At 45.5% G+C, this 24,273-nt stretch carries 21 protein-coding genes and 1 tRNA gene; 15 read left to right on the top strand and 7 right to left on the bottom strand.

What is annotated here, in order from left to right; genetic code table 11:
* The first annotated feature begins 18 nt into the window (after positions 1-18).
* On the top strand, positions 19-324 hold the full coding sequence (locus ACFPIB_RS15335) for a response regulator (RefSeq protein ID WP_378018363.1): 306 nt from the start codon (positions 19-21) through the stop codon (positions 322-324).
* A 149-nt stretch (positions 325-473) separates the two neighbouring features.
* Here ACFPIB_RS15335 and ACFPIB_RS15330 read toward each other — a convergent pair.
* Positions 474-547 (bottom strand) — tRNA-Ile (locus tag ACFPIB_RS15330).
* Between the two features lie 84 nt (positions 548-631).
* On the opposite strand from ACFPIB_RS15330, the gene ACFPIB_RS15325 reads away from it, so the two are divergent.
* The 8 genes from ACFPIB_RS15325 (at position 632) to ACFPIB_RS15290 (ending at position 12,660) form a co-directional block, all read left to right on the top strand.
* The gene (locus tag ACFPIB_RS15325) at positions 632-1,261 is read left to right on the top strand and encodes an HAD family hydrolase (RefSeq protein ID WP_378018345.1); all 630 of its coding nucleotides are present in this window, start codon (positions 632-634) and stop codon (positions 1,259-1,261) included.
* 19 nt (positions 1,262-1,280) lie between these two features.
* Complete coding sequence (locus ACFPIB_RS15320) at positions 1,281-2,390, top strand: site-2 protease family protein (protein WP_378018344.1); 1,110 nt, start codon at positions 1,281-1,283, stop codon at positions 2,388-2,390.
* Between the two features lie 827 nt (positions 2,391-3,217).
* Entirely contained in the window at positions 3,218-4,090 is an 873-nt protein-coding gene (locus ACFPIB_RS15315) for a restriction endonuclease (RefSeq protein WP_378018343.1), read from the top strand.
* On the top strand, positions 4,077-6,740 hold the full coding sequence (locus ACFPIB_RS15310) for a cation-translocating P-type ATPase (RefSeq protein WP_378018342.1): 2,664 nt from the start codon (positions 4,077-4,079) through the stop codon (positions 6,738-6,740). The genes ACFPIB_RS15315 and ACFPIB_RS15310 overlap by 14 nt, the downstream gene beginning before the upstream one ends.
* Entirely contained in the window at positions 6,737-8,107 is a 1,371-nt protein-coding gene (locus ACFPIB_RS15305; RefSeq protein ID WP_378018341.1) for an MBL fold metallo-hydrolase RNA specificity domain-containing protein, read from the top strand. Before ACFPIB_RS15310 ends, ACFPIB_RS15305 begins: the two co-directional genes overlap by 4 nt.
* 373 nt (positions 8,108-8,480) lie before the next feature.
* Complete coding sequence (locus ACFPIB_RS15300; RefSeq protein WP_378018340.1) at positions 8,481-10,007, top strand: thymidine phosphorylase family protein; 1,527 nt, start codon at positions 8,481-8,483, stop codon at positions 10,005-10,007.
* 138 nt (positions 10,008-10,145) lie between these two features.
* Positions 10,146-11,018: a ribose-phosphate pyrophosphokinase gene (locus ACFPIB_RS15295; RefSeq protein ID WP_378018339.1), complete on the top strand. Its 873-nt coding sequence runs from the start codon at positions 10,146-10,148 to the stop codon at positions 11,016-11,018.
* A 238-nt stretch (positions 11,019-11,256) separates the two neighbouring features.
* Positions 11,257-12,660: a hypothetical protein gene (locus ACFPIB_RS15290; protein WP_378018338.1), complete on the top strand. Its 1,404-nt coding sequence runs from the start codon at positions 11,257-11,259 to the stop codon at positions 12,658-12,660.
* Between the two features lie 64 nt (positions 12,661-12,724).
* Here ACFPIB_RS15290 and ACFPIB_RS15285 read toward each other — a convergent pair whose 3' ends face one another.
* The 5 genes from ACFPIB_RS15285 to ACFPIB_RS15265 form a co-directional block, all read right to left on the bottom strand.
* Positions 12,725-13,162, bottom strand: coding sequence for an SRPBCC domain-containing protein (locus ACFPIB_RS15285; RefSeq protein WP_378018337.1), 438 nt, complete (start codon positions 13,160-13,162; stop codon positions 12,725-12,727).
* A gap of 104 nt (positions 13,163-13,266) precedes the next feature.
* A complete protein-coding gene (locus ACFPIB_RS15280) occupies positions 13,267-13,569 on the bottom strand; it encodes a type II toxin-antitoxin system RelE/ParE family toxin (protein ID WP_378018336.1) in 303 nt (100 codons plus the stop codon).
* Positions 13,566-13,790, bottom strand: coding sequence for a hypothetical protein (locus ACFPIB_RS15275; protein ID WP_378018335.1), 225 nt, complete (start codon positions 13,788-13,790; stop codon positions 13,566-13,568). Before ACFPIB_RS15275 ends, ACFPIB_RS15280 begins: the two co-directional genes overlap by 4 nt.
* Positions 13,791-13,851: 61 nt before the next feature.
* Entirely contained in the window at positions 13,852-14,787 is a 936-nt protein-coding gene (locus tag ACFPIB_RS15270; RefSeq protein WP_378018334.1) for a toxin-antitoxin system YwqK family antitoxin, read from the bottom strand.
* Positions 14,788-14,984: 197 nt separating this feature from the next.
* Positions 14,985-16,385: a type III PLP-dependent enzyme domain-containing protein gene (locus tag ACFPIB_RS15265; protein WP_378018333.1), complete on the bottom strand. Its 1,401-nt coding sequence runs from the start codon at positions 16,383-16,385 to the stop codon at positions 14,985-14,987.
* Positions 16,386-17,024: 639 nt separating this feature from the next.
* Here ACFPIB_RS15265 and ACFPIB_RS15260 point away from each other — a divergent pair.
* The 6 genes from ACFPIB_RS15260 to ACFPIB_RS15235 all read left to right on the top strand — a co-directional run bounded on the left by ACFPIB_RS15260 (position 17,025) and on the right by ACFPIB_RS15235 (position 22,327).
* On the top strand, positions 17,025-17,999 hold the full coding sequence (locus ACFPIB_RS15260) for an arginase (protein ID WP_378018332.1): 975 nt from the start codon (positions 17,025-17,027) through the stop codon (positions 17,997-17,999).
* Between the two features lie 277 nt (positions 18,000-18,276).
* Positions 18,277-20,067: an arginine--tRNA ligase gene (gene argS / locus ACFPIB_RS15255; RefSeq protein WP_378018331.1), complete on the top strand. Its 1,791-nt coding sequence runs from the start codon at positions 18,277-18,279 to the stop codon at positions 20,065-20,067.
* Positions 20,068-20,177: 110 nt separating this feature from the next.
* On the top strand, positions 20,178-20,372 hold the full coding sequence (locus tag ACFPIB_RS15250; protein WP_378018330.1) for a hypothetical protein: 195 nt from the start codon (positions 20,178-20,180) through the stop codon (positions 20,370-20,372).
* A 90-nt stretch (positions 20,373-20,462) separates the two neighbouring features.
* On the top strand, positions 20,463-20,723 hold the full coding sequence (locus ACFPIB_RS15245) for a hypothetical protein (protein ID WP_378018329.1): 261 nt from the start codon (positions 20,463-20,465) through the stop codon (positions 20,721-20,723).
* Between the two features lie 112 nt (positions 20,724-20,835).
* Positions 20,836-21,354: a glutathione peroxidase gene (locus ACFPIB_RS15240; RefSeq protein ID WP_378018328.1), complete on the top strand. Its 519-nt coding sequence runs from the start codon at positions 20,836-20,838 to the stop codon at positions 21,352-21,354.
* Between the two features lie 34 nt (positions 21,355-21,388).
* Positions 21,389-22,327, top strand: a complete 939-nt coding sequence (locus tag ACFPIB_RS15235; RefSeq protein WP_378018327.1) for a 1,4-dihydroxy-2-naphthoate polyprenyltransferase — start codon at positions 21,389-21,391, stop codon at positions 22,325-22,327.
* A 185-nt stretch (positions 22,328-22,512) separates the two neighbouring features.
* Here ACFPIB_RS15235 and ACFPIB_RS15230 read toward each other — a convergent pair whose 3' ends face one another.
* The gene (locus tag ACFPIB_RS15230; protein ID WP_378018326.1) at positions 22,513-24,021 is read right to left on the bottom strand and encodes a DEAD/DEAH box helicase; all 1,509 of its coding nucleotides are present in this window, start codon (positions 24,019-24,021) and stop codon (positions 22,513-22,515) included.
* Between the last annotated feature and the right edge of the window lie 252 nt (positions 24,022-24,273).

Below are 24,273 nucleotides of genomic sequence, written 5' to 3'. Positions count from 1 at the left end.
AGATGTTAATTAAAAAAAATAATTCTGGAAAATGGCTTTAATATCGAGATTGCCGGAAATGGGAGAGAGGCTTTGGATAAATTACAGACCCGGCAATTCGATTTGATCCTGATGGATGTGGAAATGCCGGAAATGGATGGCTATACAGCCACTGAATTGATACGGAAACACTTGCCGGAACTTTCAATTCCCATTATTATTATTACCATGCAGAATGAAATAGCCCAGGAAGCTAAAAGTTTACTGCTTGGCGCCAATACCTTTCTTAAAAAACCTTTTACGGCCGAAGAACTACTTTCAGAAATCCAGACGCTGATCTTATAAGCATTATCCAGCAGCTGTTTAGCCTTTAAGCCCGGCTCGGTATAGGTTATTCAGGCTGACCTAAAACCAACTTAAACGAAATTGGAAACAGTTTGCTGACAAATAAAAAAGCCCTTACAACTTTTACAGCTGTAAGGGCTTTTAATTTGTGGGCCCACTTGGAATCGAACCAAGCACCTACTGATTATGAGTCAGTTGCTCTAACCGAATGAGCTATAGGCCCGTCAAAAAGAAAGGTTCTTTCTGATTTGGAGTGCAATTCTACGGATTAAACCTTAATTTCGCAACAAATCAAAAAAAAATATCTGTGATTCCGGCTACTATTAAAAATATCATCTTCGACCTTGGCGGGGTGATCATCAATATCGATTACCAAAAAACCATCGACGCCTTTAAAAAACTTTCTAAAGCGAACGCAACCATTGAGTTTAACCAGCAGGCCCAGTCTGCTTTGTTCGATGAACTGGAAACGGGGAGGATTTCCAATGAGGCTTTCCGGGAGAAAGTGCGCGAATATTACCAGCTCGATGCTACCGATGAGCAAATTGATGACGCCTGGAACGCTTTGCTGCTCGATATTCCGGCGGAACGCATTGCACTGCTGCGCAAATTGCACAAAAACCATAAACTTTTCCTGCTTAGCAATACCAACGCCATTCATCTGATAGCCTTTAATAAAATTGTGCAGGACAACCACGATATGCCGGCGCTGGATGAGCTTTTTGATAAATGCTATTACTCGCACCTGGTGGACGACCGCAAGCCGAACGCTTCTATTTTTGAGCGCATTCTGCAGGAAAACGACCTGAAAAAAGAAGAAACCTTGTTCGTGGACGACAGCATTCAGCACATAGAAGCTGCCGATAAACTCGGGATAAAAACCCTGCACCTGGCGCCGCCGCTTACCATAAACCAGGCTTTTGCGGATGCAGTTTAAAAAAGCCCGGCAATATAGTTTGCACCTTTTCCTATTCCTGCTCACGCTGTTTACCACCACGCTGGCCGGGGGCGAGTGGGCAACCGGGAAACTGTTTTTCTTCAGCCGGGAAGGTTTTATGCCTTCCGGCACTTTTTCCGTTGCCGACTGGGAATTGGGTTTCATGTTTTCGCTTTCGTTCCTGGGCGTGCTTACCGTGCATGAGTTCGGGCATTATTTTACGGCGCGGTTTTACAAGATCCGCGTTACGCTGCCGTATTACATCCCGATGTTTTTCTTCATTACTAACAGCATCGGAACGATGGGCGCTTTTATAAAAATTAAGGAGCGTATTTTCTCGCGGAAGGAGTTTTTTGATGTGGGCGTGGCCGGTCCGCTGGCGGGTTTGGTAGTGGCGCTGCCGTTACTTTTTTACGGATACACGCATTTGCCGCCGCCTGAATATATTTTCCAGATCCATCCGGATTATCAGCAATTTGGGCTGGATTATGCGCAGCACGTGTACCAGCATACCGAAGGCCAGCTTTATTTAGGCAAAAATCTGCTTATTCTGTTCTTCGAAAATTTTGTGGCCGACCCGAATTTACTGCCGCCGAAATACGAACTGATCCATTATCCTTTTCTGCTGGCGGGTTATTTGTCGCTTATTTTTACGGCGCTGAACTTATTGCCGGTCGGGCAGCTCGATGGCGGGCATGTGTTGTATGGTTTGCTGGGCTACGAACGTTTTAACCGCATTGCACCTGTAATTTTTGTGCTGTTCATTGGTTATGCCGGCCTGGGAATTATAACGCCGGAAACGGATTGGTCGGACCCGTATTCGTTGCGCCTGCTGTACATTTTCTATCTGCCGCTGGTTTTTCAGAAAGTAGTTCCCCGGTTTTCGCAGGCGCTTACGTTGGCTTTTGGCGTGTTGGCATTTCAATTCGCTTTCAGTTTTGTGTTCCCGAATGCGGATGGGTATCATGGCTGGCTGGTTTTCGGGTTGATATTATCCAGGGCTTTGGGCATTCATCATCCGCCTTGCCCCGATGAAACACCTTTATCTACCGGCCGGAAAATTCTGGGCTGGCTGGCTTTACTGTTTTTTGTTCTGTGTTTCAGCCCCACGCCGTTTGTGGTAGAATAAGTACTTTTTGAGGCTGAAACCATAGCGTTTTTGATCGCGGATTCTTAAAGGAATAAGGGATTTCGCGGATTTTTTTAGGTAATAAATTCGTGCGGATTGGTTGAGGCCTGTCCGCATTTTTTTAATTCAAGCTGCAAATTAAATGCTCTAAATGCTCTTCCGGACACCTATGTCCGGAAGCAAACTGCTTGGGACATCTGTGTCCCTTTATCCAAACACGCGGACAAAGATGTCCGCAGCAGGTATAGTTTCGGACACAGATGTCCGAAACAGTAAAAGAGAATTTAATAAAATTTTTGCCTGTAGAGACGTAATACTTTACGTCTCCTTTCGGGGCACAAAGGTGGTTTTAAGGAATAAATGCAGCTAATAAATGATAGGATGACCCAATAATTTTTCGCAATGTTGTGAAAGACGTAAAGTATTACGTCTCTACAGAAGACCCGGTAATTAGCCTGACGGCTGTGGTGAAAACACACAACAACGGCAGGCTTCTTCCTTAAGATGACGGCTTTGACCGAAATCTTTCCGCATTTTTTAGTTGCCCGCGCGTTTCAGAAATTCCACTTTACTTTTTAAGGCTAAAACCATAGCGTTTTTCATTGGTTTACAGCTTCTGGGATTTTGGAGACCGACCCGTTTTTAAGGTTTATCCTGCACCAGATAATTTGTTTTAGAAGCTACCCCAACCTTCCGGAAGTTAAACTGACCAATTACCTTTTTTAGCATGCCTTGCGTACTAGTTTAAGTTCAGCGATACGGTTATCGTTGCATATTCAAACTTCCTGAAAATTGCCTGAAATAATTCGTAATTAAAGAACACTGATTTGGCCTCTACAGAATTTCAGCTGCCGTTCATTACCAAAGCCTCCGGCGAAATGGTACCCTTTTCGACTGAAAAACTGCACCGCTCGCTGCGAAGAGCCGGGGCGCCGGAAGCTACTGCGGAAAAGATCGTTAACCAGATGCTGCCGCAACTTTCCGAAGGCATGAGTACGCGCAAGATCTACCAACTGGCTTTTAAAATGCTGCGCGGCAGTTCCCGGCCATTGGCTGCGCGCTACCGGCTCAAAAGTGCGATCATGGAATTGGGGCCGTCGGGTTATCCGTTCGAGAAATTTATCGGGGAAGTTTTGCGGTGCCAGGAATTCAGCGTGGAAGTGGGCGTGATTGTGCAGGGCCATTGCGTGAACCACGAAGTGGACGTAATTGCGGGCAAAGGCGACGATATTTACCTGGTTGAATGCAAATACCACAATCACCACGCGGCAATAAATAACGTAAAAATTCCGCTTTACATTCAGGCCCGGTTCGAAGACATTAAAACTGCCTGGAAAAAGCTGCCGGCCCACAAAGGTAAACTGCACCAGGGTTGGGTAGTTTCCAATACGCGTTTCACTTCCGATGCTATTCAGTATGCCGAATGTATGGGTTTGAAACTGATCGGCTGGAATTATCCGCGCAAAGGCAACCTGCAGGACTTGATCGAGAGCGAAGGACTTTACCCGCTTACCTGCCTGACCACGCTCACCAAAAACGAAAAGCAGCAATTGCTGGATAGAAACATTGTTTTATGCCACGAACTGGTGCAGCACCCGAAATACCTCGAACAAATTGGCATAAAAAATAACCGCCTGGAAACCGTTAGAAACGAAGCCGGACAATTAAGCCAGCATTTATTCGCCTATGGAAACCCTTAAAGCCGGAACCGATCTGAGCGCTTTCTCGGTGGAAGAAGGAGCTGAAATGCTGCAGGCAAACTTGAAAAATGGCTTGTCGGAGGAAGAAGTAGCTGCGCGATTAAAGCAATTTGGCGCTAACCAGCTCACCGAAACCGAAGCGCGCAGCATCTGGAGCCTGATCTGGGACCAGCTTAAAAGCCCCATAGTATATTTACTTTTAGTGGCCGCCGGCATATCGTTTTTCTTCGAAGAATACCTCAACGCTACGGCCATTCTCGTCGTGATCGTGATCAATACGGTAGTGGGGTTTATCATGGAATTCCAGGCTGGAAAATCAATGGAAACGCTGAAAAAAATTTCGGCGGTACCGGCTAAAATTCTGCGCAATGGAATCTTAGCAGAGCACGAAGCCAGCCAGATCGTGCCCGGCGACGTGGTTTTCCTGGAAGCCGGCGACTTGGTCCCCGCTGACGGACGTATTTTTCAGCCATCCAAACTGCAGGCCGACGAAGCTGCATTAACCGGCGAATCGGTTCCTGTAGAAAAAAATGAAGGCATTTTACAGCAAGACCTTCCATTAGGCGACCGCCTGAATTATCTTTTCAAAGGCACTTTTGTAACACGCGGCAATACTTATTTGCTTGTTTCGCATACCGGCATGAACACCCAGCTCGGGCACATTGCCAACCTGGTGCAGTCGGCCAAACAAATGGCTACGCCGCTGGAAAAAAAGCTAGCCGAATTCAGTAAAAAACTCATTTTTGTAACTGTCGGGCTGGTGGCTTTGATCTTTGTGGCCGGTATCATAAACGATCAGCCGGTTGTAGAGATGCTGCAAACCGGCATTGCTCTGGCCGTGGCCGCCATTCCGGAAGGTTTACCCATTGTAGCTACCCTGGCTTTGGCGCGTGGCATGCTGCAAATGGCGAAGCACAACGTGATCGTAAAAAAGCTTTCGGCGGTAGAAACACTAGGCGGCACCAATATTATCTGCACCGACAAAACCGGCACACTCACCCAAAACAAGATCGAAGTTACCTTGCTGGCCACGCCTTCCGGCACCTGGGAAATAACCGAAAACGCACAGATAGCCGAAAACGAGAACTTCAACTTTATTCAGCATGCTTCGGTGCTTTGCAACACTGCCGAGATCAGCGAAAAAGGTGTGGAAGCGCAGGAAGTTGGTGATCCGCTGGAAGTGGCTTTGCTCAAATTTGCCCGCAACTACGGAACCGACATTGTGCTGGCCCGCCGCGAACACCCAAAAATTGCCGAAGAACCCTTTACTTCCGAAACCAAAATGATGGCCACCTTGCACGGCGCCGAACCGGAATTAATGGTTTTTGCCAAAGGCGCCGTGGAAGAATTGCTCGAGGAATGTTCGTTTTTACTGAAACACGGAGAAGTTTTGCCGCTCACGCTGGAAGAGAAAAGTTACTGGATACTCGAAGGCGAAAAAATGGCCGAAGCCGGTTTGCGGGTAATTGCAGCTGCTTACAAAACGGTAGCCAAAATGCCCGAAAAACTCACTGATGATCTCATTTTTTCCGGCCTCATCGGTATGGTAGATCCACCGCGGCCGGAAGTGTTGCCGGCCATAAAAGAATGCCTTTCCGCCGGCATACGGGTAATTATGATAACCGGCGATCATCCGGCCACAGCTACTAAAATTGCGACGGAACTCGGGATAATAAATGAAAATGGCAAGGCAGCCGTTACCGGAAAAGAACTGAAACCCATTGCCGAATTTACCCCGGAAGAACGCCACCATTTTGCGCAAGCCAACGTTTTTGCCCGCGTAAATCCGCAGCACAAACTCGACCTGGTACAGCTGCTGCAGGAAGACGGCTACGTGGTGGCCATGACCGGCGACGGCGTGAACGATGCGCCAGCGCTGAAAAAAGCCGACATTGGTGTAGCCATGGGTTTGCGCGGTACGCAGGTAGCCCAGGATGTTTCCGATATGGTTTTGAAAGACGATAAATTCACGTCCATTGTAGTTGCCATTCGACAGGGCCGCGTCATTTTCGAGAACATCCGCAAATTTGTGATCTTTCTGCTGAGTTGTAACCTGAGTGAATTATTCCTGATCGCGTTGGTAGCTGTACTGAACCTTAGTTTCCAGTTGTTGCCGCTACAGATCCTTTTCATTAATTTAATTACCGATGTGCTGCCGGCGCTGGCTTTGGGTTTTACTGAAGGAAATCCGGGCATTATGACGCAGCCGCCGCGAAAAGCCACTGAACCCATTATTGACCGGCAGCGCTGGATCGCGATCATTTATTATGCGGTAATCATTTCGCTATGTGCGTTGGGAGCCGTTTACCTGAACCATTACGTACTGCACCCCGCCGAACACTGGCACGAAGGGCGCTACAATAATATTCTTTTTTACACGCTCATTTTTGCGCAACTCACGCACGTTTTCAACATGGGTTCGGGCAATCGTTTTTTCTTCCGTTCCGAAATTGTAAGCAACAAATTCGTGTGGCTGGCGCTGCTAATTAGTGTTTCGGTGGTGATACTGGTAGGTTGGTTTGGTCCGGTACGGGAAGCGTTGGCCATACATGATATGCTATTAACCGATTGGCTGGCGGTGGTTTCGGCGGTACTTGCTTCGCTCATTATCATCCAACTCAGCAAAAAACTTAAACTCATTCAGCAATGAAAAATCCGGATCGTATTTCCGTTAAATTCCTGGGCGCCGCCGGCACCGTTACGGGCTCCAAATACCTGGTAAAAGCCTTCGGGAAAACCATATTAATAGATTGCGGTTTGTTCCAAGGCATTAAAAAACTGCGGGAACTGAACTGGGCAAAATTTCCGGTAGATCCGGGAACGATAGACCTGGTTGTGCTCACGCACGGGCATTTAGACCACGTTGGTTATTTGCCTCGCCTGGTAAAAGCCGGTTACGAAAATGAGATTTGGGGTGTGGGGCCAACCTTACAGGTAGCCAAAATTATTCTGGAAGACAGCGGTAAAATTCAGGAAGAAGCCGCCAATGCCGCGAACGAAAAAGGCTTCTCGAAACACCACCCGGCTTTGCCGCTTTACGACCTGGAAGATGTTGCTAAAACGGTACCTTTTTTCACGGAAAAACTGCTGGATCAGTGGCATGAAATTTCGCCGGAAATAAAAGTGCGTTTCCGCTATAACAGTCATATTATTGGCGCTACGTTCATTGAGTTGCAGATCGGGGAGAAAATGCTGGTTTTCAGCGGCGATATTGGCCGCGACGATGACCTGCTTTTATTTCCGCCGCAGAAACCCGAACGTGCCGATTATGTATTTATAGAATCTACGTACGGAGACCGCCTGCACCCCAAAAATGCCGAAGAAAATCTGGCCAAACTGATTAACAAAGCGGCTAAACGGCAGGGCACCATCATTATTCCGAGCTTCGCGGTGGAGCGCACGCAAATTCTGATGTACCTGTTCAGGCAGCTTCGAGAAAAAAACGCCATTCCGCATTTGCCCATTTACATGGATAGCCCGATGGGAGCGAATGTACTTTCCGTTTTCGCGCAGAATACTGATTGGCACAAACTTACTTCTGCGCAAGCTGTGGAAATGCTGAAGGATATTAAAATTCTGGAGAAATACCAGGACAGCATGAAAATGGTGCAGGACCGGAACCCGAAAATTGTGATTGCCGGCAGCGGCATGGCCACCGGCGGCCGTGTTTTACAATATCTGAAACATTACCTTTCCGATAACCGCGCCACGATTTTAATGGTTGGTTACCAGGCCGAAGGTACGCGCGGCCGCCAACTGCTGGAAGGCGCGCCGGATATTAAAATTGAAGGTCAATATTACCTGGTAAAAGCGCACATCGAGCAAATAAACGGCCTTTCCGCCCATGCTGACCAGCACGGTTTACTCAACTGGCTTAGCGAGTTAAAAGAAAAGCCCCGCAAAACCTTCATCGTACACGGAGAACCTACCGCCGCCGACGCCTTCCGCACCAAACTGGAAACTGAAAAAGGCTATTATGTAAGAATTCCGGAATTATATGAAGAGGTTTATTTGTGATTTTTGGAAACGAAGCAATAACGTAAAGACGTGATACCTCGGGTATCTACAATTCCTGGAAACAGTTCACCCCGGTCTGTGGCGCACAAACCGGCGCAGATTCTTAAAAATTTAGCAGAAACCCGAAACAACAGTATAGTGGACTATGAGCCATAGATCATAGTGAACAGGGAATTTATACCCCCGAAAGTTATTTACGTTATTTGGTCAAGTCCCCCTTTGGAGGGGGTAGGGGAGGATTACTTCTGCTGATTTTTATCAAATAACGTATTAACACCCCTATGATCCCCTCAAGGGGAAAGTAAAAACAGACTGAAACGACACCACTTTTTTCGCGAAAAACGCTATCCTTTTTCACCTGAAAACTCATAAAATGGACTTCATAAATCCCGATCATACTTCCTGGCCGGCCAACATTTTAAAAGTTCACGCCATCGGCATCGATACGTACCTGGAAAACGTGATCTATTTGCGGGCCGATTGCGAGGTTTGCAAATCGGAAGGGTTTAAGGCGCTTACGCGGGTGGTGGTTTCGTTTCGGGAAGTGGAAATTGTGGCTACGCTGAACGTGGTTTATTCTGAATTAATCCATCATAACGAAGCCGGACTTTCGCAGATCGCTATGAAGCGGCTGAACGTGCAGAACGGCGACCTGGTCCGCATCGATCACTTGGACCCGGTAAATTCGCTGGGTTTGGTGCGCAGTAAAATGTATGGCAACGAACTCGCCGAAGAAGCTTATCAGCAGATCATTCACGATATTGTAAAAGGCCGTTATTCCAACATCGAGGTAGCTGCTTTTATTACCGCCTGTTCCGCGAATAATCTAACCATACCGGAAATTACCGGTCTTACCAAAGCCATGATCTTCAGTGGGAAACGCCTGAACTGGAACAAAGATATGGTACCCGATAAACATTGCGTAGGTGGTCTGCCGGGCAACCGCACCACGCCCATTGTAGTCAGTATTCTGGCCGCCGCCGGACTTACCATTCCCAAAACTTCTTCCAAAGCCATCACTTCGCCCGCCGGCACCGCCGATGTGATCTCTACGTTTACGAATGCGAATCTTACGCTGGAGGAACTGCAATATGTGGTGCAGAAAGAAAATGGCTGCATGGCCTGGGGCGGCGGCGTGCATTTAAGTCCCGCCGATGACTTGCTGATAACCGTAGAAAAAGCGCTGGATGTAGACAGCGAAGGGCAAATGATCGCTTCGGTGCTTTCTAAAAAAGTAGCGGCCGGCGCCACGCACGTGGTGATCGATATTCCGGTGGGCAAAACGGCTAAAGTGCGGTCGGCGGAAGAGGCGGAAGTCATCCGGCAAAAAATGGAAGCCGTGGCAGCTGCCATCAACCTGAAACTGAAAGTGGTACTTACCGATGGCAGTCAGCCGGTGGGGCGCGGGATTGGCCCGGCGCTGGAAGCCCTGGATGTGCTGGCCGTGTTGCGAAACGAAGAAAATGCGCCGGAAGATCTGCGGGAAAGGGCTGTGATGCTGGCTGCCGAAATGCTGGAAATTTCCGGAACGGTAGGGCAGGGGCAGGGAAAAGTCAGGGCTTCAGAAATACTTTTAAGCGGCGAGGCCTACCAGAAATTTCTCAGGATCTGCAAAGCACAAGGCGGTTTCCGGGAGCCGGTAGTTGGTAAATTTACTTTCGAGGTACTTTCAACTGTTTTCGGTAAAGTATTGGAAATAGACAACCGCAAATTGGCCCGCATTGCCAAACTGGCCGGTGCGCCCAAAGCCAAAGGTGCCGGCATGCTGTTTTTGTCGCCGCTGGGCCGGGAAATACAGGTTGGCGATGTGCTTTTTACGCTTTACGCCGAAGCCGAAGGGGAATTAGAATATGCCAAGGAATTCTTAAGTAATCTGAACGAAGTGCTTGTGATCGGCTGAAGGATTGTCTGAACACGATTTTAAGGATTTAAGGATGGGCAGGATTTTGTTTTGACGGTCATCCCGCGCTCAATTGTGCTCGTGATGACGCAATAAAGTGGAATTTAAGTTTTTCAATTTTCAAATTCAACCATTCAAATGAAAAAGCTCATCTTTGCCCTTCCCGGAAACGAAACGCTATCCGAAAACCTGGTAAAACTGACCGGCGCTGAAAAAGGTGAACTGCTGGTGCACAAATTCCCGGACGGCGAAAGCCTGGTGCAGCTAAAGTCTGAAGTAGCGGGGAAGGAAATTGTAATGGTTTGCACGCTTCACCAACCCGATAAAAAACTGCTGCCGCTTTATTTCCTGGCGAAAGAATTACGGAATTTACATGCTGTAAAAATTACGTTGGTAGCGCCGTATCTGGCTTACATGCGGCAGGACAAAGCTTTTCATCCGGGCGAAGTTGTAACGAGTAAATGCTTCGCCGAACTGCTTTCTGGTTTGGTAGACGAACTGATCACCATCGATCCGCATTTGCACCGCTGGAAAACCATGCGCGACATTTATACCATTCCGTGCAACGTTTTGCACGCTTCGGGTTTAATTGCGAATTATATTAAAAATCACATTGCCAAACCGGTTCTTATTGGACCCGACAGCGAAAGTGAACAGTGGGTTTCGGAAGTGGCGAAGCAAGCGGAGGCGCCGTTTTTAGTGCTTGAAAAAGTTCGTCGTGGCGATGATAATGTGCAGGTTTCTGTTCCGCAGGTGGCGCAGTTTAAAGACCCCACCCCGGTACTGGTAGACGATATTATTTCCACAGCCCACACCATGATCGAAACGGTAAACCATTTAAAAAATGCTGGTATGAAACCTGCAACTTGTATCGGGGTGCACGCTATTTTCGCCGGAAATGCTTATGATGCTTTGAAAGAAACCGGTGTGGAAATTATAACCTGCAACACCATTCCGCACCGTAGCAATAGGATAGATCTGAGTGAATTGATTGCTGAAGCTTTGAAATAAAAACGCTATACTTTTTGGGTGGGGAAGTATAGCGTTTCCGGTTGAAACTAGATAACTTGTTCTGAAATTAAAATGCTTTTTTAGACTTCTGACTTTGCGTTCAATAAACTGCCGGTATTAGATTAAAGTAGCCTTGACGTGATTAAAGCAGCGATATTCTTTCGCTTCATCATGAACATGTTGCAGCGAAATGATACCTTTATGATACTATTCAAGAAAACGAGCGGATACTGAAAGGATGAAGATATTAATTCAGGGTAAACCTATTGCTTTAATTTTCCACATTTTAACCAGTTATTCAGTTTCCATTTTCCTGATCTTCCTTACTTTTTTTTTCTATTTATTTCCGGTAAAGCACGCGGGTTTTTTTTATGATGCCAAACAATACTGGGAGTTTGGCGAACTCTTTTTTAAGGATGGCCGGTTTTCGCTGGTCCACTATTTCCACGAAACCCGGGGGTATTTTCTGCCGCTTTTTTATTTACCAGGGCATTACCTGGAAATGTATCTTGGGTTGTCGCCGGTAATTTATGTACGGCTCATTGGGGCTTTAACCGGTGCTATGCTTTTTGGCTACGTCATGCCCCGGCTTTGGGAAGTTGTTTCTAATAGCGGACGCTTGCATTGGGCCCGCCGGTTTTTAGTAGCCATGATTGGTTTGGCCTTTTGGTCGCATTATTTTATCTACCCCTTAAGCGATTTTCCTACGGCCCTGATCCTGGGTTTTAGCTTGTTGCTGATCCTTGAAAGGCCGTCATTTTTAAAATTTATTCTGGCAGGGTTTCTTTTGGGAGCAGCTGTTAATGGCAGGCCGGTTTATTTAATCGTTGTGCCGGTAATGCTGGGCCTGGTGGTTTTATCGGGCGGAAGAAACGGGATTCGTTCTTTGCAAAAACATTTTCTTCCGTTTCTGATCGGGTTTTGCCTGGTTTCATTGCCGCAGTTCCTTATCAATCAGCAGCATTTGGGAGTACATAGTCCGTTTATGCAGACAAAATATCAGGGACGGAATCTATACCTCGCCCAACTGGAATGGGGCCTGAAGATCCAGAAATACGAAACCAATATTGGGGATGGGTACCCGGACGCCAAAGTATTCTTCACAGACCCGGCGGGCTTAGCAATTTTATCAGCGGAAAAACTTACGGAAATAGAGTCGTTTGGCGCATACCTGAATTTGGTAAAGAAATACCCGGTCGATTTCTGCGCCCTTTATGTGCGGCATCTTTTTAACGGGCTCGATATCCAGTATCCGACTCCCTACGTTGTTAATTTCAGGAAATTTCACTGGGCAGTAGTTCTTTTAAACTACACCGTAATTTTTTTAGCATTAACGGTTCTGCTGTTCAGAAAAATAGAGCGCATGAATTGGCCTGCCGCCGGCGTTTTATGCATTATATTACTACCCTGTTTTATTGCCATTCCAACGGCAATGGAATGCCGGTTTTTGCTGGCTATACATTTGCTTATATATGCGCTGGTTTGTTTCGGGTGGCCGGCAGATTGGAAACCACAGTATTTCAGTTTACACGCAAAACTAAAATACCTGGCGATTTACATTATTTTCCTGCTCGCATGTTTTGCAATTTCTACCAGCACCCAGGCTAACTTAGAGTTTGGGGCAAGACTGATCGGGGTGTGATAAATCCCATTACCAGCCTTGCTGAATGAGTTTTGACGCTAGCTTTTTTATGAGCTAAAGTGCCTTAACGCTCCGCAATTTCCTTTACTATCGCCAGCGCTTTCGGGAAAGCTTCCTGAAAATAGTCAGTGTGGCTTTCTTCAGTATCGAGGGTTACTTTTAGTTCGGTTTGGCCGTTACCTTCGGTAAGGTAGTAGTTTTCCATGGCGCCGTACCAGCTTGTTTCCGGATCAGCGGGTTGTTCTACGCCGTCTTTTACTTCGCCGATGTGTTTGATCTCCATTACCTGGTTGGGCACCATTTTGTGGATCTGGCTGTACATGCCGCTGTTGCCTTCGCCGCCCAGAAACTGCACTTTGCTGCCTTCCTGCCAATCGGTTACGGCGTGGGAACCGGGGCTGAAAACATGGGTCCATTCACGGTAGGTGGCATCGTTCCAAAGGGTTTCCCAGACTTTTTCTTTCGGGGCGTTGATTTGAATGCTGAAGTTTAGGTTTTTCATAGTTTTGCAGGTTTTGGTAAAGCCTTAAGTTCGGAAATTTTTGGGAGGAATAAAAAAACGCTATACTTTTTGGGTGGGAAAGTGTAGCGTTTTGACAGTTGAATTTATAAGTCTTTCTTCAATTTGGCTGGGTTTTGCCTTGTGTCGAAGATGGTAACGATTTGAATTTGCTTTGAATTGAAGCGGTAAAAGAGAGTGGTTTGTTTCGTAATTACGCACCGGTGCAAACCTTTTTGCTGCTCAGATTCCTGAAAGCTTTCGGGTTGAATTCTGATTGTTTCGATGATTTTGTCGAGCTTTTCTACGAAATCGGCTTTTACTTTTTCGGACCAGTTTTCGGTGAGGTAACTGAAGAGTTGTTCTAATTTCTTTTCCGCCCGTTTGGAGAGAATTACTTTTCTGCTCATCGTCTATGTTTGGCCATAAACGTATCATAATCGGTGGTTTCGCCGCGGTTAATTTCGTCTGTGGCTTCGTTTATTTCCTGCTGTTGTTCTGGCGTTAGTTCGTGCCAAAAATCAGCTGATTTTTCTTTCTGAAAGACGCGTTTAATTGCCTGAATAACTTTTGGGTTTTCGGTATTTAGCAACAATTTCATTAACTCCAGTTTTTCAGCTTGAATATTCATAAGATGCGACTTTATACAAAAATAACGAAACTATAATAGCTTTGTTGAGAATGAATTAAGATTAATCAGATAAGGTAAAAGCTACTTTCCAATCTTTGTAGTGGTATGCCATATGCGTAGTTTTTTCTTTAGAAACCTTCCATTCAGCTTGGTAAGTATATTTGACTTTGTTCCCATTATCTAGGGCAACAATCCAACTTGAATCTAAATTATAAAAAACACTTAGTAAGTTACTGTTCGTTTTATCCAATAAATTTGAATCAATAACTTTAAGGTCTGTTATTTTTCCATTTTCATCAATCGTGAAAGAAACTTTAAAATGAATATTATTCCGGTTTAGAAGAGGAAGCCCTCTGGTAATGTTCTCATTTAAATAATCTATCAAAAATTTCTTTCCGCCAAGAAATGTGGCTTTTCGAGTTTTATTGTATTCTAATGAATCTTTTATTTCTCTATCATAAAAAAGCTCTATTGTATTGAAGTTATATTTTTGAATTAGTTCACCATTGAAATTATAAGTAACCCATTCGCCTACTCTTTTATCCTTGATGAAAATTCCTGCTTGTTTAATTTTAAGCGCTTTTTGTTCAATATTAACAGCTAGAGAATCAGCGGTTTTCTTTTTACCATATTTTTCAATACCAGTAAAATTTGAAGTAGTATCCATGTAAAAAGTAGACCATAACCCATTTCTCGATCCATTAAAATAGGTTCCTCTTTCTTTTAAACTGTTTTTGTACTTATTGGAGTCATAAAAGCTTTGCCAATCGCCATGTTTCTGGCCATTATTAAAATTACCAGATTCGAGAATAATTACGTTGCCAAAAGCCATTCGATATTTCACATAAGTACCATGCTTTGTGTTTTTATCGCTTTTTAGAACGTAAAACTCTTCTATTTGGCCGTTTGGTTTTTTTTGAACGAAAAAAATTGTCTCCTGTCCATATAATTGTATAGAAATAAAGAATATTGAAAACAGTATAATAATTTGCTTCATTTGAAATTGCTTCCCATTTAATAAGCTGCAAAATTACAGAATTAAGCTGGTTTTAATCTAACAATAAATACGTGATTTAATCCCCACAAACAAAAAACGCTATACTTTTCCAGACATAAAGTATAGCGTTTCCAAATAAACTTCAGTACCAACCAGCCAACAAGATCCTTCACTCTCGTTCAGGATGACAGTTTTGCCTACTTCGTATACCCCAAGATCTTCAACATCGATTCCTGGGTCTGCTCCTCCGCAAACAGCCACGTTTTCAAAGTCCCGTCTTCTTCGCGGTCGATGATCACGTGTTTCGGTGACGGGATGAGGCAGTGCTTGATGCCGCCGTAGCCACTTAAGCTTTCCTGGTAGGCGCCCGTGTGGAAGAAACCGATGTAGAGCGGCTCTGGTTCGTCTTTTTTCAGCTTCGGCAGGAACACCTGGAACGAGTGCATTTCGGAGTTGTAATAGTCCTGGCTGTCGCAGGTGAGACCGCCCAGGTTGAGGCGCTGGTACGGTTTATCCCACTGGTTGATGGCCATTAAAATGTAGCGCTGGTTCAGGGCCCAGGTGTCCGGCAGGTTGGTAATAAACGAGCCGTCGATCATGTACCAAAGCTCCTTGTCGTTCTGCAGTTTGGTATCCAGAATGGAGTAAACGTGCGCGCCGCTTTCGCCAACGGTATAGATCCCGAATTCGGTGAAAATGTTTGGTTCCGGCACTTCTTCTTCCTTGCAGATCCGCTGGATGGTGCGCAGAATTTCCTCGATCATGTAGCGGTAGTTGTAATCGAACTGGATGGAGGTTTTGATCGGGAAACCGCCGCCAATATCGATCGTATCCAGCTCCGGGCAGATCTTTTTCAGCTCGCAGTATTTGTGCACAAAGCGGCTTAATTCCGACCAGTAATACGACGTGTCTTTAATACCCGTGTTGATGAAGTAATGCAGCATTTTCAGCTGGAACTTCGGGTTGTCTTTTATCTTCTTTTTATACAGCTTCAGTACATCGTTGTAGTTCACGCCCAACCGCGAGGTATAGAACTGGAATTTCGGTTCTTCATCGGAAGCTACGCGAATTCCTAACTGACAAGGTTCGGTAACGTGTTCGATGTAATGGTCAATCTCTTCCAGATGGTCCAGCACCGGCGTTACGTTTCTGAAACCGTCGTTAATTAACTCGGTAATGTAGTTGCGGTAAAGCTCGCGTTTGTAGCCGTTGCAAACCACAAAAATATTCTTGTCTACTTTGCCTTTTTCGTACAGCGCCCTAATGATCGGAATATCAAACGAAGAAGATGTTTCGATGTGAATATTATTCTTCAGGGCCTCTTCCAGCACAAAACTAAAGTGCGACGATTTGGTGCAGTAGCAATAGGTATAGCTTCCCTGGTAATTCAGTTTTTCCATGCTTTCCTTAAAGAGCAGCTTGGCTTTCTGGATCTGGGAACTGATCTTGGGCAGATACGTGAGGCGCAACGGCGTGCCGTATTCCTTCACGATCTCCATCATGGGGATCTCATTGAAAAAAAGCTCGTTATTCTCCACCCGGAACTCCTCCGTCGGGAAATCGAACGTCTGATTGATCAGATCTATGTATTTATCCATTTACTGGGTTTGGTTAAGGCAAAAATTTGCGGTTCAAAAGTAGGAAATAGTATTCTAAAACGAGTTAAAATTATTATCGTTTCGGGGAATTTATCCCACTCCGGCACTGCCCTAAAAACAGGGGAGGGAGTTTAACAACGTCGGCTGAAGCAGACGGCAATGGAATTGGGCTTTAGTTTTGACTTTTTGGGAATGAAAGCATGGCGTTTTTGGAGTGGTTTCTTGCGGAAAAGTCCACCTTTGGAGGGGTAGGGGGAGGACTTTTTTAGCAGAAAGTTTATTTGAACAAGTGCGGAATTTAATCTGATAGAGTGAAATAACCACCCCGAACCCCTCCTTGAAAAGGAGGGGAGCTTTTACCCGCAGCATTTGTAGGGACAGGGCTTGACCTTTCCGCACGCATTGCTGATAGAAACGCTATGCTTTTAAGCAGAAAAAATCAAATAGAAGATAAGAAAACTCCCTCCCCTGTTTTTAGGGCAGGGCAGGGCTGGGGTAAAGCTCCCCGCCTGAACCAGAGTGCTCGGGGGTGGTTGAAAACAAATTTCCTCTAACGGATGGAAATAAACTGTTAGCGGTTTTCCGGTGGTTTAACTCCCTTTATTTTCGCATATTTGCAAACGGACCATTAATCCTTTTATGAAGAATGTAAAAATTATTGAAGTAAAATCTGAATTAGGCGCCGGAACGCGCGGCGCAAGTCTGGGGATCGATGCCCTGAAAATTGCCTGCCTGGATGCAGGTTCCGATTATTTTAAACGGTTCAACTCCATCGAAGTGCCGAACGATAATCATGTGCTGTTCGACAAAAATCTTTTCCCGTTTGCCAAGCACATTGATTCCATTCTCGTTACGCTCAAGTCTATCAGTTCCACCATTGCGCAGACATTTGAGTTCAATATGTTCCCGCTGGTTTTAGCCGCCGACCATTCCAACGCCGCAGGAACCATTGCCGGTATTAAAGCAGCCCACCCCGATAAGCGCCTTGGCGTGATCTGGATCGATGCCCATTCCGATATCCATTCGCCATATACCACGCCTTCCGGCAACATGCACGGCATGAGCCTGGCAATTGCCCTGAACGAAGACAATAAAGATTGCAAAATAAACGACCTGGATCCTGAAAGCAGATTCTTCTGGCGTTCCGTAAAAAAGGTAGGTGTTGAAGGCCCGAAATTCTCTTACGATGATCTGATCTACATTATGGTGCGGTCCTACGAAGTGCCGGAAGATTACCTGATGAAAAAACATAACATCAAGAATTACCATTTCGACGAATTCAACCAGAAAGGCGCCGAGAACATTGCCAACGAAGCCCTGGCCCGTCTCAAAGACTGCGACCTGATCTATATTTCCTTTGACGTAGACAGCCTCGATTCTAAATTCTCTAAAGGCACTGGCACGCCGGTAGAAACAGGTTTAACCGTAGAACAAGCCAAAGAATTATGCGCCTGTCTGGTAAAAGACCCGCGCGTTTGCTGCTTCGAAATGGTGGAAATCAACCCAACGTTAGATACCGAAAACACCATGGCCGAAAACGCTTTCGAAATTCTGGAAGCAACTACGAATTCCTTAGTTGAACGCTTGGGTAAAGTAGAGAAGGTTTCTGCTTAATATTATCTCGTTATTATTTGCAGTCATCTCGAGGATAGGAGAGATCCCGTCAGTATAGTAGTTGCTTTTATTCTGGCTTTACTACCTTTCTCCGGAGATCTCTCCTGACGTCGGAATGATAAAAAATCGTCATCCCGGGCGAAGCCGAGGGAACTTATAAGGCCGTATTTTGAAACGGTTTCATAGGTTCTTTCGGCTTTGTCTTTTTTTAAGTCAGAAAATAACTCATAACTCTTAACTTTGCACTTTTAACTCCATTTTACCTACCGTTTCCGAAATGAAACAATTAGAACAAAATATCCGCACGGCCATTGCCGACGCTTTAAATAAGACCTTTTCCATTCAGATCGATCCGGCTACTATTGTGTTGCAGGAAACCCGCAAGGAATTTGCCGGCACGTTCACGTTTGTAACCTTCCCGTTCACGAAACAGGCGGGCAAAGGTCCGGAGCAGATCGGTCAGGCTTTGGGGGAATATCTGAAGGAAAACGCGAAAGAAGTTTCGGGCTTTAACGTGGTTAAAGGTTTCCTGAACCTGGAAATTGCCGAGAACGTGTGGGTGGATTTGTTCCGCAAAATGGTAGGAAGTTCAGACGAAAAACTGTCCGATACCGGTAAAAAGATCGTGGTAGAATATTCTTCTCCCAACACGAACAAGCCGCTGCACTTAGGCCATTTGCGCAATAATTTTCTGGGTTACTCGGTTTCGGAAATTCTGGAAGCGGCGGGCAACCACGTTACTAAAGTAAACCTGATCAACGACCGTGGCATTCACATCTGCAAAAGTATGCTGGCTTATCAGCTTTTCGGCAACGAAGAAACGCCGGAGCAAGCAGGTATTAAAGGCGACCATTTAGCCGGCCGTTACTACGTGATGTTCGATAAAGCCTACAAGCAGGAAATTGACGAGCTCGTGAAAAACGGCATGGACGTGGAAACTGCCAAAAAAGAAGCGCCGCTCATGAAAGAAGCCCAGGAAATGCTCAAAAAATGGGAGCAGGGCGACGAAGAAGTGATGGCTTTGTGGAAGCAGATGAACGCCTGGGTTTACCAGGGTTTCGACGAAACCTATAAAAACATCGGCGTCGATTTTCATAAATATTTCTACGAATCGGAAACCTACTTATTAGGCAAAGAACGAGTAGATGAAGGCCTGGAAAAAGGTGTATTCTTCAAAAAAGAGAATGGCTCTGTTTGGGTCGATCTGAAAGAAGAAGGCCTCGATGAAAAACTCGTTTTGCGCGCCGACGGCACTTCGGTTTACATTACCCAGGACTTAGGCACCGCCGAGCTGAAATACCAGGAATTTAACTACGATACCTCGGTTTACGTGATTGCTGATGAGCAGAACTACCACATGCAGGTGCTTAAAGCTATCCTGAAAAAACTAGGCAAACCCTACGCCGACGGCATTTTCCATTTAAGCTACGGCATGGTAGACCTGCCAAGCGGTAAAATGAAAAGCCGGGAAGGAACCGTGGTAGATGCCGACGAACTGGTGGAAGAAATGATCGAAACGGCGCGCCAGAAAACCGATGAACTGGGCAAGATAGAAGGTTTCTCTGATATGGAAGCGCAGGAACTGTACCACAAACTGGCGATGGGCGCGCTCAAGTATTTCCTGCTGAAAGTGGACCCGAAAAAACGGATGCTTTTCAATCCGGCAGAATCTATTGAATTCCAGGGAAATACCGGTCCGTTTATACAGTACACGCACGCGCGTATTGCCGCCATTCTGCGCAAAGCCGCCGAAATGGACATTGCTTTCGATGCTGCTGCGTTCGCCAATTTGCCTTCTTTGCACGAAACCGAAACCGAGGTAATTGTACTGCTGAGCTACTACGAAAAGACCGTGCAGGAAGCCGCTAATTTGTTCGCTCCAAGCATCATCGCGCAATACGCCTACGAATTAGCCAAAGCCTACAACCGTTTCTACACCGAAGTTTCCATTTTCCAGGAAACTGATCAAAAGGCACGCAGCTTTAGAATTGCCTTGTCGGAGCAAGTTGCTAAAACCATTAAAAAAGCGATGGGCTTGCTGGGAATTCAGGTTCCGGACCGCATGTAATTTTTAGTAGGGACAGGGCTTGACCTGTCCGCACTTTTTGAGGTGAAAAGGATAGCGTTTTTATTAAATCAGTTTTAGAAAAATCCGATTTTGAAGAATTTTGGATCCGGTTGTATTTCATTACCAAAGTTGATTTTATAGATGCGGCTATTAACCGAGCTTATCGTGATTTCAACCGAACACAAACTGGTTTAGCAGAAAAGAAAAAAGCAGATAGTTATTCAAAATTTAAAAATCTAATTCGGACAATTATTGAAGAACTCTTAAATACAGAATTTTCAACTCAAGCTGATTTTGATGCGTAGCATAAAATTCAATGTGAGAAACTTATCAATATTTATAGTGAAGAATTAGGCTTCGGATTTTCGGTTGGTCAAGCTCAGAAATGGATAAATATGTCACTAAAATATTTATTTGCTTTTGGTGAGAATAGAGTGCCCAATATTTCTAGAAACTACAGATTCTTTCATATTCCAATTGATAATATTATTCAAGATAAACTTCAAAAGGATAAGAAAATTGAGAAATTAACTCAAGCTTGGAGTAGAGTAAATGAATATGAAACTTACCTTAATTATCAAATTAAAGTAAGGCAATCGTATTCAGGCCAAATTCCGATGGATGTTGAATTCAAGTTGTTTAATCAAGTTTCATAAAACCTTTCCTCCGAAATTCAGTTACCTCAAAATGAAGAAAATTTTAATCGGTTTTTTATTGCTGACAGCAATTGCTTGTCAGCAGAAAGAAACACCCAAAGCATCAAAAACTATGTCACAAATGGAAGGTACTTTTGAGCAGGCACAAAACCCGGCTCATTCGGTTTACGATTTCGAATTCAAGACTTTGCAGGGTGAAGATATTGTGCTCAGCAATTACAAAGGTCGCAAAATGCTGATCGTGAACACAGCTTCGGAATGCGGGTACACGCCGCAATACAAAGAGCTGCAGGAGCTTTACGATAAGCACGGCGATAAAGTAGTGGTGCTTGGTTTTCCGGCCAATAATTTCGGCGGACAGGAACCCGGTTCGAACCAGGAAATTGCGGCGTTCTGCGAAAAGAATTACGGCGTAACGTTTCCGGTAATGGAGAAAATTTCGGTGGCCGGCGACGATATGCACCCGCTTTACCAGTTCCTTTCCAGCAAAGAACTGAATGGCGTAACCGACGAAAAACCGAACTGGAATTTCTGCAAATACCTGATCGATGAGAACGGCAAAGTGCAGGCGTTTTTCAATTCCAAAGTTACGCCCATGAGCAACGAAATGCTGACAGCCATTCACCAATAATACTTTTTCCTTCGTTTTGCCTACCGATTTTCAAATGAATACGAATATGAACGCCGAAGCGCCGGGAAAAGTGAAAGCCTGGGTTTCGGCGTTTCGTTTGCGCACTTTGCCGCTTTCGTTGAGCAGCATTTTTATGGGCGGTTTTCTGGCGGCCACGCAAATTTCTTTCCGGCCGGAAGTGCTGGGTTTGTGCATTTTAACCACGCTTTTTTTGCAGATTCTTTCCAACCTGGCCAACGATTACGGCGATTCCGTACACGGTGCCGACCACGCTGAACGGAAAGGTCCGAAACGTGCTGTGCAGGCCGGCCATATTTCCAAAAAGCAGATGAAAGCCGGGATTGGGGTTTTTAGTTTGCTGTCGCTGGTGAGTGGGTTGGGCTTGCTTTGGGTTAGTTTTGGCAGTGAAGGAATTTACTTGTTCCTGCTTTTTCTGGCCTTGGGTTTAGCCGCAATTTGGGCTGCCATTACCTACACCAATGGCCCGAAACCTTACGGTTATGCCGGTTTAGGCGATATTTCGGTGTTCCTGTTCTTTGGTTTGCTGGGCGTTATGGGTACCGTTTTTCTGCAAAGCCAGGAGTTCAGCCCGAGCCACCTGTTACCAGCCGCCGCCTGCGGTTTCTTTGCCACCGGCGTGCTCAACGTAAACAACATACGCGACATTGTTTCGGATAAACTGGCCGGTAAGAATTCCGTTCCGGTGAGGTTAGGTGCGCGCAAAGCCCGGGTTTACCATTGGTTCTTGTTAATTGCCGGAATGGCCTGTGCGGTTGGTTTTGTCTTCTGGCGTTTCTTCGGTCCGTGGCAGTTTCTGTTCGTGCTGAGCTTTCCGTTCTTTATTTACAATGGCATTCATGTTTCTAAAAAGCAGCAACCAGCCGAACTTGATCCTTATCTAAAACAGCTTTCGCTTTCTACGTTGCTGTTTGTGTTACTTTTTGGGATTGGGTTAGCGATTAGCTTGTTGTAATTTTTTTTGCTGGCTTAACACTTGCGCCAGGAGCCATTATATGACTTTTTATGCTTGAAAGCATAGCGTTTTTTCTGCCGAAATATAAAATTCCTGCCAATCCCTTAAATCCTAAAAATCGTGTTCAAACAAAAAGCCCTGCAAAATTGCAGGGCTTTACTTTTTTAGCTCAAAACTATACCGTTTTATTCAGCTGTAGGCGTATTCTCCGAGGAAGCTTTTCCTTCAGCAGCATGCTGCGTTTTCGATTCGCGTTTCGGTACAAAGGCCTTGATCGGGCGGTTATTGTCTACTTCAGCTTTAGGTTTGCGGTCGCGGTCGCGGTTCCTATCACGGTTACGGTTTTTGTTCTCGGCACTTTTTAGGCTTGAAACTATAGTGTTTTCTCCGGTTTCAGTTGGTTGGCCTTCCGCTTTTGCAGCGGGTTTGCGCTCACCTTGTGGTTTGGAGCTGCGGTTTTCTTTGCGATCGCCGTTGCGGCCTTTGCCGCCTTTTTTATCGCGGCCGCCGCGTTTTTCCGGTTTGGCGTTCGGGTTATATTCCGGGCCTTTGCCTAAAAAATCGGGCAGGTCGAATTTTGGTACTTCTTTCTCGATCAGACGTTCGATGCGCGGGATCTTGTACATGTCCTTTTCATTCACGAACGTTAGCGCGGTGCCGGTAGCGGCAGCGCGGGCGGTGCGGCCGATGCGGTGAATGTAATCTTCAGCGTCCTGCGGCATATCGAAATTCACTACGTGCGAAATATTATCGATATCGATGCCGCGCGACATAATATCGGTAGCCACCAGGATCTGGTATTTCTTATTCCGGAAGCCTAAAAGTACTTTTTCGCGTTCGTCCTGCTCAATGTCAGATTGAATTCCTTCAGCGGTAAAACCAAGTTTCTGTAGCGAGCGCACAATAGAATTTACATTTGATTTCCGGGAAGTGAATACGATCATGCTCGAAACTTCCAATCCGTTGATCAGGCTTTCCAGCAGAGGTAGTTTCTGGCTGTCGTAAGTGAAGTAGAAGCGTTGGTCGATGTTTTCGGCGGGCTTGGAGACTGCAAGGCTGATCTCTACCGGTTCGTTCAGAATGTTTTTGGCCAGCGTGCGGATCTTTGGCGGCATGGTGGCGGAGAAAAGTAGCGTCTGGCGGTTCTTCGGCAGTTCGTTCACAATGCGCATAATGTCGTCCATAAAGCCCATGTCCAGCATTTTATCGGCTTCGTCAAGCACCAGATAATTGAGTTGGTCGAACTTTACGTAGCCCATGTTCATGTGCGCAATAAGGCGACCAGGCGTGGCAATAATAATATCGGCACCTGTCGTTAGAGCACGTTTCTGTTGGTCCCAGTTATCGCCTTTGCTGCCGCCGTAAATGGCAATGCTGGTAGCCGAAACGAAATAGGAGAGACCTTCAACCTGATCGTCGATCTGCTTGGCAAGTTCGCGGGTAGGTACTAAAATTAACGTGCTGGTATGGTCGTGGCCGGCGTGGGAAATGCGGTCTAAAAGCGGAATTAAATACGCGCCTGTTTTGCCGGTTCCGGTCTGGGCGCAGGCGATCAGGTCTTTTTGTTCCAGAATAGCCGGAATGGCTTGCTGCTGCACGGGCGTGGCATTTCTAAAGCCCATGGCGTTGATGCCATTTAAAAGATCGTCGTGCAGGTCAAAGGTATCGAAAGAAACGGTATCCATTTCACTCATAAAAGTCAGTTCAATTTTAAATACAAAAAACGCTATGAAAGCGCTGAGTAAAAGTACATAAAAAAAACGGGCAATAACAGCATTATATTCCGCATGAAAATAGGTATGATAAAACTCTTTAAAATTGTACTTAATATCAGTCGATATTTTAAGTAGAAAACAGTTTAAAACTTTTTTATCAGCTATGAAATGCTTGCCTGAAATTTAATAGTCTTGGATAAGTTAAATATAGGTAGTTGTATATAGTTGTAA

This window comes from Adhaeribacter terreus (genome assembly GCF_042657365.1).
Classification (GTDB): Bacteria; Bacteroidota; Bacteroidia; order Cytophagales; family Hymenobacteraceae; genus Adhaeribacter_A; species Adhaeribacter_A terreus.
Note: the sequence above shows the minus strand (reverse complement) of the source record. Positions and strands in the feature narration are given on the sequence as shown.